This window comes from Dokdonia sp. (genome assembly GCF_039945015.1).
GTDB lineage: Bacteria > Bacteroidota > Bacteroidia > Flavobacteriales > Flavobacteriaceae > Dokdonia.
Map to the genome: position 1 here is coordinate 106,223 of NZ_JBDUXP010000009.1, position 13,569 is coordinate 119,791.

General features: G+C 32.8%; 16 protein-coding genes. 3 read left to right on the plus strand and 13 right to left on the minus strand.

Annotated features, from left to right (window positions below):
* Positions 1–33: 33 nt before the first annotated feature.
* The 6 genes from ABJD27_RS08110 to ABJD27_RS08135 all read right to left on the minus strand — a co-directional run bounded on the left by ABJD27_RS08110 (position 34) and on the right by ABJD27_RS08135 (position 3,714).
* Positions 34–333 (minus strand): hypothetical protein, encoded by a 300-nt coding sequence (locus tag ABJD27_RS08110; protein ID WP_348172340.1) that lies wholly within the window; start codon positions 331–333, stop codon positions 34–36.
* 173 nt (positions 334–506) lie between these two features.
* Positions 507–1,046: a peptide-methionine (S)-S-oxide reductase MsrA gene (gene msrA, locus ABJD27_RS08115; RefSeq protein ID WP_348172337.1), complete on the minus strand. Its 540-nt coding sequence runs from the start codon at positions 1,044–1,046 to the stop codon at positions 507–509.
* A gap of 41 nt (positions 1,047–1,087) precedes the next feature.
* Entirely contained in the window at positions 1,088–1,528 is a 441-nt protein-coding gene (gene msrB, locus ABJD27_RS08120) for a peptide-methionine (R)-S-oxide reductase MsrB (protein ID WP_348172334.1), read from the minus strand.
* Positions 1,529–1,617: 89 nt separating this feature from the next.
* Positions 1,618–2,232, minus strand: coding sequence for a cytochrome P460 family protein (locus ABJD27_RS08125; protein WP_348172331.1), 615 nt, complete (start codon positions 2,230–2,232; stop codon positions 1,618–1,620).
* Between the two features lie 32 nt (positions 2,233–2,264).
* Positions 2,265–3,359: a cytochrome P460 family protein gene (locus ABJD27_RS08130; RefSeq protein WP_348172328.1), complete on the minus strand. Its 1,095-nt coding sequence runs from the start codon at positions 3,357–3,359 to the stop codon at positions 2,265–2,267.
* Between the two features lie 4 nt (positions 3,360–3,363).
* Positions 3,364–3,714: a hypothetical protein gene (locus ABJD27_RS08135; RefSeq protein WP_348172325.1), complete on the minus strand. Its 351-nt coding sequence runs from the start codon at positions 3,712–3,714 to the stop codon at positions 3,364–3,366.
* A 307-nt stretch (positions 3,715–4,021) separates the two neighbouring features.
* Between ABJD27_RS08135 and ABJD27_RS08140 the strand changes: the two genes are divergently transcribed.
* On the plus strand, positions 4,022–4,465 hold the full coding sequence (locus ABJD27_RS08140) for a heme-binding domain-containing protein (RefSeq protein ID WP_348172322.1): 444 nt from the start codon (positions 4,022–4,024) through the stop codon (positions 4,463–4,465).
* Here ABJD27_RS08140 and ABJD27_RS08145 read toward each other — a convergent pair.
* The 4 genes from ABJD27_RS08145 to ABJD27_RS08160 all read right to left on the minus strand — a co-directional run bounded on the left by ABJD27_RS08145 (position 4,458) and on the right by ABJD27_RS08160 (position 8,314).
* Positions 4,458–5,264, minus strand: coding sequence for a helix-turn-helix domain-containing protein (locus tag ABJD27_RS08145; protein ID WP_348172319.1), 807 nt, complete (start codon positions 5,262–5,264; stop codon positions 4,458–4,460). The genes ABJD27_RS08140 and ABJD27_RS08145 overlap by 8 nt on opposite strands.
* A 254-nt stretch (positions 5,265–5,518) precedes the next feature.
* Positions 5,519–6,172, minus strand: coding sequence for a response regulator (locus ABJD27_RS08150; protein ID WP_348172316.1), 654 nt, complete (start codon positions 6,170–6,172; stop codon positions 5,519–5,521).
* A 14-nt stretch (positions 6,173–6,186) separates the two neighbouring features.
* Positions 6,187–8,121, minus strand: a complete 1,935-nt coding sequence (locus tag ABJD27_RS08155) for a hypothetical protein (protein ID WP_348172313.1) — start codon at positions 8,119–8,121, stop codon at positions 6,187–6,189.
* Between the two features lie 40 nt (positions 8,122–8,161).
* Positions 8,162–8,314: a hypothetical protein gene (locus ABJD27_RS08160; RefSeq protein WP_348172310.1), complete on the minus strand. Its 153-nt coding sequence runs from the start codon at positions 8,312–8,314 to the stop codon at positions 8,162–8,164.
* Positions 8,315–8,698: 384 nt separating this feature from the next.
* Here ABJD27_RS08160 and ABJD27_RS08165 point away from each other — a divergent pair, with 384 nt between their 5' ends.
* Positions 8,699–9,121: a hypothetical protein gene (locus ABJD27_RS08165; protein ID WP_348172307.1), complete on the plus strand. Its 423-nt coding sequence runs from the start codon at positions 8,699–8,701 to the stop codon at positions 9,119–9,121.
* A gap of 158 nt (positions 9,122–9,279) precedes the next feature.
* Here the strand turns inward: ABJD27_RS08165 and ABJD27_RS08170 are convergent, their stop codons facing one another.
* Genes ABJD27_RS08170 through ABJD27_RS08180 form a run of 3 tightly spaced genes read right to left on the minus strand, consistent with a single transcriptional unit; the run spans position 9,280 to position 12,359 of the window.
* Positions 9,280–9,504, minus strand: a complete 225-nt coding sequence (locus ABJD27_RS08170) for a hypothetical protein (RefSeq protein WP_348172304.1) — start codon at positions 9,502–9,504, stop codon at positions 9,280–9,282.
* A gap of 58 nt (positions 9,505–9,562) precedes the next feature.
* Complete coding sequence (locus ABJD27_RS08175) at positions 9,563–11,080, minus strand: DUF1254 domain-containing protein (RefSeq protein ID WP_348172301.1); 1,518 nt, start codon at positions 11,078–11,080, stop codon at positions 9,563–9,565.
* Positions 11,081–11,084: 4 nt separating this feature from the next.
* On the minus strand, positions 11,085–12,359 hold the full coding sequence (locus tag ABJD27_RS08180) for a hypothetical protein (protein ID WP_348172298.1): 1,275 nt from the start codon (positions 12,357–12,359) through the stop codon (positions 11,085–11,087).
* 377 nt (positions 12,360–12,736) lie between these two features.
* Between ABJD27_RS08180 and ABJD27_RS08185 the strand changes: the two genes are divergently transcribed.
* A complete protein-coding gene (locus ABJD27_RS08185) occupies positions 12,737–13,567 on the plus strand; it encodes a hypothetical protein (protein WP_348172295.1) in 831 nt (276 codons plus the stop codon).
* The last annotated feature ends 2 nt before the right edge of the window (positions 13,568–13,569 follow it).

The window sequence follows — 13,569 nt, forward strand, 5'->3', positions numbered from 1 at the left end:
GCGTATTATTTCTAAGACAAAAACAAGTTGTATTTATCGCATTCTACAAGCAATGGCCGCTTGATATTTTAAAGTCATTGCGCGATAAAGAGTTGCTTCTCCCTTAAGCTCTTGTCCTTCTTTAGAATTTGGATCTTGAGCAAATAAAAGAGTTGCTTTCTCATCTAAGACATTCGCTTGTTCTAACTTCATCTGTATAATCTGATTGAACGTTGCAATCTCTTCTTGTGATTCTTTAGAGATCTCTTTTTTACTAGAGTCTATAGTCGTCTTGTTAGGATTTATAAATCCAAAAATTATAATAATCGGTACTAAAATTAAGTGCTTTAACATCGTTGACATATTTTAATTAATGATTCATTTTTTATAAGGACAAAGGTACTTTGTGAGTCCTTTATTTTTATTGCACATTCTTCTATTTCTCTTACCCATTTCACCTCTCAAAGGTTATTATCATATGATGAAACATTAACAAATGTGCGTTATACGTATGCTTTTAAAAGAGATTATGTGATCGACTTTACTTTTGTGTTGTGTCTTCTTCTAAATTTAACAAGTTTAGGTTCGATTACTGCTATACTATAGCGAGACTCTTTATTTGATTTATAATACTCTTGATGTTCTTCTTCGGCTTTAAAGAAGCATTCCTGTTTTTTTACCTCTGTACGTATGGGTCTATCAAAAAACGTTTGATATTCAGAGAGTACTAGATCTATTATCGCCTTCTCTCTTGTATTCTCATAAAATATAATCGACCTATATTGTGTCTCTTGTTTTGCCTCTTCTTCATTAAGAAGTGTTGGGTTATGAGTTGTCATAAATATAACAAGTAATTCTTCAAAAAGAATAACATGAGCATCATATATTACTTGAATAACTTCGGCATGACCTGTGGTTCCCGAACATACTTCTTCATAGGATGGGTGATGATCTGTAGTTCCTCCGCTATATCCCGATGTCACTTCTATTACTCCTTTTACTTCTTGAAATATAGCTTCATTACACCAGAAACAGCCTCCTCCAAAAGTGACTAATTTTGTGTGCATTGTTATGTTTCTTCTTTTGCTTTCGCGAAAGCGTTATTATCTTATAAGTGTAGCGTTATGGCTTCTGAATTAATACAAAATCTTAGTCCAGAGGGTGCTGGTCCATCGGGAAAAACATGTCCCAAATGCGCATCACACGTACTACAAATTGTCTCTACCCGAATCATCCCAAACGTGGTGTCTTTAATAAAGCTAATCACATTATCCTTTATAGGCTCTGTAAAACTAGGCCATCCCGAACTTGAATTAAATTTTCCTGAAGAATCAAAAAGCGTTGTATCACAACAAACACAACCATACTCTCCACTTTCAAAAATACTACAGAGTGCTCCTGTATGAGCTCTTTCTGTTCCTTTTAAGCGGGTGATTCTGTATTGTTCTTCTGTAAGCTCTTTTTGCCATTGTTCATCTGTTTTTTCGACTCGACGATCTGGCGTAGGGCTTCCGTTATTTGCAAATTTTATAACATCATTCCAGTTCATATCCTCTTTTTAGGATTCTATTATATACAAAATGAGGCCTAGTAAGGACCTCATTTTTAGTAATAATAATCAAGAAATAATTAAGGTCTCTATCTTGCCGAAGTGTTTTCAGGAACGACCCCAGATCCTACACTTTTTGCTGCACGTAGTACTGGATAATGTTGTGTAAACACAAAATCATCTTTTGCACTATTTGCGTGACAAGAATTACAAGCATTTGTAGGGAATGGCGCTGCTGAAGATTTTAGATCTTCATTTGCAGGCGTTGTAAAGCTGAAGTATGCCCAGTTTCCTGGTTCACTTGCAAAATGCTTACTACTTTTAATGGTTGCCTCTAAACCAATGAATTCTCCCATAAAATAGCCATTACCACTTACTGCAGCTTTTCCTCCTACACTAACAAGTTCTTTAATCAGAATAGTTCCATCTCTCCACTTCCCTGTTGCTTTATACTCATCATAACTCACAGGGTCGATATATACATTATGAAATTCTGGAAAGGCTGCCTTCCCATTATTGAGGTCGTTAGGGGTTAATGGTGTTCCTACATATACCCAACTTCTATAATCTGTTGGACGTTTTAACTCATTTCCTTGCATTGTAAAATAGGTCACTTCTTCATAAGAAGCTTCACTATTACCACAGGACATAAATCCTGCTGCAATACATACGAATGCTAATACTTTTACTATTGAATTTTTCATTTATGGTTGATTTTTATTATAATTAATAATTTTTAATCTTGAAAAGGAAAAGAGGTTCTTACCATATCTCTGTTTCCTATTTGGTGACAACTTATACATCCATTTACTCCATTACCCATCGCTGCTAAGGCACTCGAATCTTCAGTACTTGTTACTTCATACCAAAACCATCCTAGTCCATTATCTGATCCGTCTTGTGTTTTTACCATCACAGCCCATCCAGATAATTCGCCGTTTTTATTAAACATTTCCTTTACAATACTTGCTCCCATTGGGTGCTCATCTCTATTTGATGCTAAAGAGCTTGCTATCCCATCATTCATAAAAACTCTTACAGGCAGACCTACTTGTGTGTGTGGTCCTGTAGATGGATGCTTTTCTTTTTCTTGAGTTTTAAATTCCTTATATGCCCCAGATTTTAGGTACGCAAATAATGCTTCTTTTTCTAAAGGTATTTCTAAGTCCAAGTTTGCTGGTGTCGGAGCAGACGGCTCCCACTCTCCTATAACCATAGTCTTAGGTCTACTTGATCTGTTTTCTGGAGTAATTCCTTCACCAGCTCCTTTTGCTGCTCGTAATACAGGATAATGCTGCGTGAACACAAAATCATCTTGCGCATTCCCTTCATGACAACTATTACATTGGTTTGTATTAAAGGCAGTTGCTGTATTCTTTAAATCTTTAGATCCTGGATTTGTAAAACTAAAGTAAGACCAATTTCCAGGCTCATTAGGAAATAGTTTTTTGCTTTTTATAGTAGCTTCTAATCCTATAAAGTCTCCCATAAAATATCCGTTACCACTCACCGCAGCTTTTGTACCTACACTAACAAGTTCTTTAATTAGAATAGTTCCCTCTCTCCACTCTCCTGTAGCTTTCCAATGTTTGTAACTAGTCGGGTCTATATATACATTATGAAATTCTGGAAAAGCCGCTTTTCCATTATTCATATCATTAGGCGTTGTTGGAGTACCTACATACACCCATTTTCTATAATCTGTTGGGCGTTTGAGTTTATCTCCTTCCATAGTAAAGTATGTTACTTCATCATAACTAGATGTAGCATCACTACACGAGGTTATAATACCAAGAAATACTGCTAATACAAGAATGCTTACTTTTTTCATAATTTTAATATGATATAATCGTGTGAATATGTTTTGTAATTTTATTATTGTTCCAAGAACTAGTAACTGTATGCTCTGTTAAATCTATACTGCCTCCTTTATCTTTTGTAATCATAAAAATCTGAAAAGCTAAGGTGTCATTCTCAACTTCAATATTTTCCAGCTTACATTGCACTATGGTGACTTTTTGTAAATATTTACAAAAAGGAACAAGTGTTCTATATTCTTTTTTGCTATTACACAATCTAGTAACCTCAACAATGGTTTTTGATGTAAAGTATTGAGATAATATTTGTGCCAAATTTCCATTTCTAACGTGAAAAATAAAATTGTGACCTATGTCAATAAATTTCATATGATAAAATTACAGGAGTTATATTGATAAAGAATGGACTTTTTTCTTTTTTGATAATCCGCCCTCAAAAACGAGAAAAACCAGTTATTTGTTTATGTTATTCATTCATATTTAAAAAACATCATGGGTATTTGTTTTAAAACAAAAAACACAAACTATTTGATTGTCAGATATTTAACTCTACTTGTTAAGTAAAGAAAAAAGTCCAAGTCTTTTATCTGTTTATTTTATTCTTTTATTAGTTTGAACAGAACATATAATTCAGACACATACACGAATGAAAAAAAATCGTAAAAAAAAGGTCATATTGACAAAAAGCATCCTCTTACTTCTTGCTGTTATTTTTATTGGAATTCAATTTTACAGGCCCAATAAGAACATTCAAGATGATGCTACTTATAGTGATTTTCTCGTAACAGAAAATGCTCCTGAACACATTGCTACTCTTTTTAAAAATTCTTGTTATAATTGTCATTCAAATACAACAGATTATTATTGGTATGATAATATCAGTCCTGCTTCTTGGTATGTTGATAATCATATTAAAGAAGCTAAGAATGAACTTAATTTTTCTAAATGGAAACATATAGACTATAGAACAAAAAGAGTGCATTTATCAAATATCATAACAAACATCACAGAAAATAAAATGCCCCTTCCTTCTTATACCTTTATGCATCCAGAGGCTAAGCTTTCTAAAGAGCAAGTAGCACAAATTGTAGAGTGGGTTGGTACCATAGAGGTTAATTAAAACCTGCATTATATTTTACTCTAAATTCCTTCATTGTCATTCCTACATTTTTTTTAAAAAATCTAGAAAAATAAGCGGGGTCGTTAAACCCTACATCAAAACAAATAATCTTTATACTCTTATCTGTATATATTAATTGTCTTTTGACTTCAACTAGAATTCTATTTTTAATAAAAGCATGTGGGTTTAATAATCCTTCTTTATAAAACTTCTCTGTTATCCCTTTTGACGTTATCTCAAGAAGATTTGCATAATAAGAGATTTGATGATACATCGTATAATGCTCATGTACCGAGCTCACAAAAGAATAAACTAAAGGAAGTTGACTATTATTAGGGTTATCAGAATATGTTGGGCTTAGTTTAAAAATTTCTTCTATAACAGAAAATGCTTTTTTATTCCATTCCAAATGTTTCTCTGTAATTAAAGTGTTTAACTTTTTTACTTGTTCTTTAATGCTCTTATAATTTTGGTTTGTTAAAGGGAATAATTTGTCAATATTCCCATATGCATAATCAAAACCATATACTTTTTTAAGAGGAGACATTTCATCAAAAGATACTACAGTCACGTGTTTATAATCTTTAATTCTAAAGATTTCTCCTGGACACAAAAAAAGAATATTAAAATCTGAGCTTTTTGTTTCATCAAAATTAACTTCAATAGTTCCTTTATATTCTAAAATGACAATTGAAAACCTATTAATATCACATACAACAAGAGGAGAATTTGTATATGATTCTACGTTAACTTTGTCATTATTTTCATCAGGACTTTTGTTAATTATATTTGAAAACATATCTGTATGTATTAGAACACAAATATATTTTCTAACCTATTTTAACATAATGGACATTTTTCTTTAAAGATTGGACATTTTTCTCAATAAGCTGTACGTTTTCCAAAAAACGAGAAAAATTGGCTATAATCTGGTTTTTTATATATTATTTTAACAGATTAAAATGACATCTCAGTTATAGTACAACTATTACTATTGAGAAAATCTTTTTCTGTTATACGCTTTCGCGAAAGCATATAACAGAAATATTACATTCATATAATGCCTCGATCCTTTGCTAAGGAAATAAGTTGTACAGGATTTCTTGCATTTAAGAGCACTTTTAATCTACCTATATTTTTTTCGACGCTACTAAGGCTACAAGAAGGAGTGAGTGTTTCGGAAATTTGTCTTTGAGACAATCCTTTAGAAAGAAAATCTAATATTTTAATATCTTCTTCTCCTATTTCGTCAATATCATCTACACTTCTGAGGAGTTGTTTTATTTTTGGAGTACAATACGATTTTTTGGCATAAACGGCTTCCAGAGCTTTTTTAATATGTAAAGATTCATCTCTTCCTTTTGCTACAAAAGCGTGGATACCGTACTCATCAAAGAGTTTCTTAATCCTTCCTATTCCTTTCTCTACTGAGAAAACTATGATTTTTATATCTGGTATGATCTTTTTTACTGCGGCAATTAATTCTTCGCCACTGGTAATCTCTCGATCTCTATGATCCTCTTCAAATTGAAGATCTGTGATAAGTGCCTCATATGGAGCATTTTCTTGTAAAGATGCTTTTATTTTTATGAATGCATCATCACAATATTTAGTTTTTTGAACAGATGGAACTACTTCTTTCAAGATACTTTCTACTCCACGGTGAGTTGTATCTTGGTCTTCTGCGGTTATTATTTTTTTAAACATAAGAAAAGGGAGATTTAATTTAAAAAATAAAGGCGGGCTTTAAAACCGTTTCCTTTTGATGTTATAAAAGTAACATTCCCTCCGATGTTTTTTATACGGGTTTCCACATTTTGGAGTCCTCTTATAGGCACATCGTCTATAGCAACCCCTATCCCATTATCCATATAGTTTATAAAATTCTTATTTTCTTCTGATTTAAAAATAACGGTTACCTCTGTGGCTTTGCTATGTTTTTTCATATTAACAAGCAACTCTTGAAGACTTCTATAAATATTAATTTTTTTATGATCTGATACGATATCCCAATTAATTCCAGTCATCACATTAGTAATTACTTTGACACCCTTTGTACGGTGTTGTGTGATCAAAAATTTAAGGTTTTTGGCAAAGTCTTTACTTTCAAAACCTCCTATCTCTGCAGAGATATCTCGTGTACGGTCGTATATATCATCTAGTTTATTTACCAAATGCGTTTTTATAGTAGTGGGAATTTCTGTGTGATTATCTACATAATTTAACGTATCAGACATGTCATTTGCTAACTCATCATGTATTTTCTTAGATAACCTACGCTCTGTCTGAAAGGTTTCTCGTATAACCACTCTTGTTTTTTCTTTTTTGTGTTTCCGAACAAGAAATAATGTAAAAAAGATTCCTATAAGCCCTATCATTATAGCAGTTATAATACTAATAGTTTTTTTGAGTTTTTCTTTAACATTATCTACTTCAAGTGCTTGTATTTCTTTTTGATTTTCGTCGTTTTCAAAACGAGTAATAGCATATATATCTTGAGTTTTTCGTCTCAATTTTGTCAATTCATTGTCGATTTCTTTAAATAGTCTTGCCTCATATATAAGATTATCTTTCAAATCTATAATATACCCTAGAGATTCTTTAATAGAATAAAGGCTTTTTACTTGTTTTGACTTCATTAATGCTTCTTGAGCATATTGTAGTGATTTTTCATTATTAATACCTTTATAATATTGTGTCAAATGAATATTGCTGGCAATAAGACCGTTTATATCTTCTATTTTTTGACGCTCTTTTAAAGCATCTTGTAATAATTTTTCAGATTTAAGGTTTTCTTTATCTTTTAACCATAACGTATAACCAAGATTACTTTGAATTCTAGCTTTTTCCTTTTTGTTTTCTATTACAAGAGAATCTGATAATAGTTTATTAAAAATAGTTGTCGCCTTACTATAATCTCCTTGGTCTTTATGAATGTTTGCTTGCGTAATTTCACAAGTTAAAAGGTTTTTCCTAACTATCTTCTTTATACCTAATGGGCTTTGAGATAATGTTATTGCTTTTTCAATATATTTTTGTGCTTTCTCATAATTTTCTTGTTCTCTATATACGGTTGCTATAGATTGATATAAACCTAAAATAGTTTTTACATCATCTGTGTTTTCTGAATATTTAAGAGCATCGGTTGCTGTTTCTAAACTTCCTGAAAAATCTCCAATTTTCTTTTGAATTTTAGACATCTCAAATAAAGCCCTACCAGCTTCAATACTATCAATACTTCTAAAAAAACTAAAGGAATTATTATAAGAATCAAACGATTCTGACAACCTTTTCTCATCCTTATTGTACTTTCCAAGTTTTAAGTAAGCTTTTGCTATATAAAAAGTATCTCTTTTTTCTATTGCTTTATCAAGAAAGTAATTAGAATAATAAATAGCGCTGTCTAATTCTTTTTCCTTTGAGTGCAAAAACGTTTTCAATAATAAAGTCCTGTATAATAATGTATCCCTGTTTGTGTTTTTTACTTTCTTGAAATAAGAATTAGTTAGTGATAACATATCTACATTTGATATAGAATCATTGTTAAATATGTTTTGAAGTTGAGTATATAGTTCCGTATTATCTTTAGAAGATTCATCATTAACTGTTTTACAAGAAATAATTAAGAAGAGGGATGCTACAAGTATATGTTTCATCCCTCTAAATTAGTGAATTAAGTGTTTAAAAAAGAATCATTTATCCATTTGATCCATCATCATCTTCTCCTTCAATTTCTCCATCTTCTCCTTCTGTAAATTGAAGTTCTAATTCTTCGGAGAGAGGTTCTGGATTACAAGAAGTAAAAAATATACTACCAAAAACTACGGCTATTAAAAATAACTTTTTCATCATTAAAAATTTTGAATTTTGAAAAAGGAGAGCCTGTCTGAGATTATCTCAGATCTACTGCACGGGTTCTAGAATCCCGTTACTCACAAGTGAGTTCTCCTTGGTTTTTGGAAAGTTGAAATCCGTATCACAGTTACACTAGGTAACTTTCCGATCGTCCATAAGTAGACTGTTTTACGGGTTTCCGTAAGAAGTAGTTTTGTACAATTGTTATGTTAGCAATACATAACAGCAACTATCCCTGATACAAAGAAAATTGAAGATGATAAGGTTATTGCAGACAGAATATGGACACGTTTAAGACAAGTTATAGACATCAATAAATACAGGCAATGACAAGGCATAAAGTCGAGTATTTGTCTAATGTATAATTCTCATATCCCTATGAATCACAAGCAAATAGAAAGAATCGTTCAAGAAGTATTTGAAAAAGCGAAAAAAGGAAGTGTCTCTCATTCTAAATATGCTTTAGCAAAGCAAGTTGTTAAAGAAATAGGAGATTTAAATGCAAAAACCCTAGAGCGGGCTTATGCCAGGTATATTAAAAAAAATGATACTATAAGTACTCCAAATCCAGATACCGTAAATTTTTTATGTAAGTATATTGGGTATGATGATTATCAAAATTATGTGATTACAAATTCATCTACAGAAATTGCCAACATAGATAAAGAATCACTCAAAAAGAGTTCAAAGAAGATAAACAAGGGGGTTAAAAAAAATCATACATTCAAAAAGAAATATCGCTGGTCATTAACTTTAAAAATAGCGATCGCGTTTGGAATTGTTATACTGGCAACAAACTAATTTATAGAAGATAAAAAAGAAGGAATCTTCTCTTTCTTCTGATAATCAAAAAAAGAGAATTCTTTATCGTACGCTTTCGCGAAAGCGTATAAAAAAAGCTTCAAATCATCAGACTTGAAGCTTTTTTAGTTAATACATTATTAAGAAAATCTGAATGACTACTCTGCTACATCAGCAATAACAATAGCTGTTATCCAACCATTCATATTCTTATCATTAGAAGGTTGAATGTCAAGTTTTGCCGTTACATCAACCGAATTGGATGACGGTGCAATAGTTGTTATATTACTATTCATAAAAACAGCCCTTTCCCCCTTAAAATCAATGTTCTTCACCCTTAAAATAGTAACGGGTTTCCCCTTTACATTTGATATCAAACACAAAGACCTTACTCTAAATAATCAGAGTAAGGTCTTTTCTTCTTTTGTAAAGATTACAATATCAACTTGTACGAGTAACCGAAGGTGGCACCCATGTTTGTGTTGTCGCTACTGAAGGTGCGGGTATATAAACTCGCAATATCATAAAAAATGAATCATCATAATTGTTGTCCTCATCTGCTGTAGGGGTTTGAAGCCAATAAGTTCCGTCTGAGTTATCTATAGGCTCTTCTTGTTGTAAAAGAATTGTCATTCCTCCTTCATTATTACGAGATTGATATTCTGTTGCGTTACTATTTATAGTATAAGCAACAGAATTTGGTATTAATTGGTACGAGCTATTATACAGTGTAATAGACCAAAACCCATTAAAATTACTTTCAAACGGAGGAAAACTATTTTCTGTAAACTCAATCGTATAATCCTGATTTCCTGATAGGTTTTGACCACTGCTATCCAAAATGGTATTTAAATAAACCGCTTCAATAGTCCACTGCGCTGTAATGCCTGATAATGCTTGTAAAGAAGCTCTTACCAAGTAATCTCCGACTTGACCTGCCTTACCCATATATGTAGGAGGATAACTCCAGTTATTTATCAATGTACTTGTGTTTCCAGAAGATGTTTTTAAAATCTGTAATCCGTCCTGAGCTGCTTGTTGTAATATTTCTAAATTCTCGGTGGACTGGGTTCTCAAATCTTGATTAGGTCCTATCCCTATTTGAGCAAATAATTGTATTAATTGATCTTGTGCAATACTAGGGTATACGCCTGGGGGACATTGCGTCATTGCTCTATTTATGGTAACCCAATTGCCTATAGAATTATTATAATCCAAACCTATTGGAAGTTGTGCTTTAGGCGCTACCGAATTGGATTCCCCAGTTACCCAATCAGAAAGTGTTGTTAGTTTATACTGATTCTGAATCTCATTTGCTATTTGGATATCCTCTTGAGTTCCTGTAGTAATTCCCGTACGACCCATTAATAAAATAGAATCATAAAATGGTCTTGGTAATACGTCCAATATTTGTTCATCTAGCTCTTTCCCTTCATTATAACGCTCTATACTTCCATGCCAATTGGGGCTAGCCAGTAAATAATTGCCCGCTGCTGTTCCTGTTGCTCTCGTCCCTACATATCCAAAAGTATCTGAGTCTATTCCAGATAACTCAATGCAATAATAGCGATTTGTCACCTCTGGTACTGATAGAATTAGTGGTTCTTCACTAAGATCACACCAAGCAAGTGAGTATAGTGTATCTGCATTAGGGCTACCTCCGGTAGGAGTACCCGAACTTGCTAAACCAGGTGCACACCAAAAAGAATTTATGGGAGCCGATATCGCCATTCCTCCATCTTGTTCTTGAATAGTTTTACCAGCTTCAGAAGTCCAAAGCCATCTAAGTTGGCTCAAATACAACCAAGGAAATGCATATATATACGCCTGAACAGCCAGGCTATATAAATTACCTTGAGATGCATCTACTCTGCCCAATGTAGTAGAAGGTAGTGTTCCATATTCTTTGAGATTGTCTAAGATCTTTTTTCCTATTTTTTGTGGGTTTATAGATTTCATACTATTAGTTGTTAGTGTTATTAATATCCTGAATCATTGCAAACCCAGGTGATGGATTGGGATAATAAAGCTTTCCATCATATCCTATGGAAGCCAAAGAAACACTAGGATCAACATCTGAAGGATATTGATGTAATACCGTTTGTGAGCCATCATCCAGATTGATTGCCCAATATTTGAGCATTCCATCTTCTGAATCTCTACTAATAATATACCCTCTATTACTTACTGATGAGCAACAAAAAGCACCTCCTATTTGAGCAATAGGCGAGTGCCATAACACCTCCATTGTTGTCGTATTTACTGCTGCCATCCCTCCTGTTAAATCTGATGTCTCGCATATCACTATAAGCATGTTTTTATCTGGAACAGCTCCTACACAATGTGCACTTACAGATCCTATCGCTTCTGGAAATGGAATACATGTCCCCTCGACTTCTCCAGAAGTACGGTCAACACTATAGATTTGCATGGCATTATTATCTTGAGGTTTTGCCGCTGCATACACACGATTAGAAACTACAACAGCATCACTAAGATTAAAAGAAGTATCTCGTTCTTGATGAGGTACTGCCCAAACTGGATCGGGGAGTATTGTTTGTGTTTCTTGATCATACAATAATTTTGACATGAATCCATCACTTGTAAAATACAAACCACCTTCTTCATCACTTACTGGCCTAGGCATTATAGGATAAAAAGGATATACGTGTTCTTCATTCCACATAATAGAATATAGATCTAAAGAGCTTATTACTTTGAAAGTCCCATTGGTTCGTTCTGAAGAAATAATATGGGCTGCAATCGAGGTTGTTACTAGAAAATTACCATCTGGTAAAAAACAGCACGTGTTATATGCTTGTCCAGAAGGCTCAAAAGACTCTGACCATACTACTTCGCTTAAATCAGGAGAAAGTCTAGCCACTCTATCATTTGCTGTAAACCATAAATATCCTTTATCATCTAAGGTTCCTCCCGCAAAAAAAGGAAACGTTGCATCAAGATTAGGACTCGTAGCTAGTAGTTCCAGCGTTTCTGGATGAAACGCTTTTACATAATTTTCAGCTTCTTGCACATAAATTGCATTTGGTGTACTTAGCATAAGTATTACATCCGAATCTAATTGTGCTAGAATAGTACTAGCATCCTCTTGTGTAGGACCTTCATTAGGACTTGTTTTAGTGCCTTGTGGGTCACAATGAATCATAGGCCAAGTAGTATTTGCCAGTTCGTTTTGAGAAGCTAGTTTTCGCTGTTTTTTTCTTTTAATAATTGACATAGTTGTACTGTTTTAATGAGTTGTATCTACTCTTTTATCTTCTTAGGCTTATTTTTTATAGCATCTATAAGAATGGTTTTTCGACGTTCACCTATATAGAATTATGACCTATTCTATAAAACAAAATTGGTTTATAGTTTTATAAAAAAACAGCTTGCATTCCCTGAAAAAATGTGACCTAACCCCCTCCTTTTAGTAAAGGGTATACCCTGAAAACACCTATGGAATTCCATAGAAATCAAAACCCTTTCTTAGCGTAACCTCCTGTATATAAAGAGATTCTAGTAAATTTGTAAAATCAACATTCATGCTATTATGTCATTTCAGAAAGATAATCTTGTACCTTGTATACCATAAACCAACTAAAACTTTTAATCATGAAAAAATCGGTGTCTTATTATTTGATTTTCTTGCTCCTTATTATTTCTTGTAAAAAAGAAAATGAATCAGTTACAATAATTACAGAAGAAAAAAGGATAATCGAGACCTCAGAATACCCTTGTATAGATTCCGATTATATCATGTATAAAGAGACAGCTACAATGTGGGAAAAAAGTTGGGCTGGAGTATTTACAAATCCTCAAGAAAATGCTTCTATCTCACCTGTGCTTCAATTTTCAAATGATAGTATTAATAAACTACTTGATAAATTTACTGGAAGAGAACCTATTGGTGTACGTATCTATTATATTCTTCTAGAAGACAAAGACATAGTTCCTTCTCTTGCTATGGTTAATTTAGAAAGTTGTAAAAAAGATCAAACTTGTGATGATTGTGTCTTAATTTCTACCATATATGGAGAAGAAGAATTTATTTCTTCAAAAGAAGCTGATACTTTAAGAGGGTTTTGGGAAGATGCATCAGATACATATCCTGATCACACTCCTGTATATGGTTACAATTATGGGTATGAAAAAATCAAAGAGCTTATGAATAGCTCTGAAAATGCTGTCTCAAATCCATCAGAAGCGGCTATTAATATAAAATATGGACTACATACATTAGGGCCATTAGATACAGAACTATTCACCGACCCAAATTCTCCTAGTACAGATTTAAACGTCACAGGAAGTATTGTATATGCTAATATTATATATGCCAACACTATAAATACTGATAATGCCCAAAGAAATAGCGCAGACCCTGAGTTTGATTTTGATTTTGCAATGCCTTGTCCAGCATATTGTAGTGGTAATGGTTCTGAATAAAT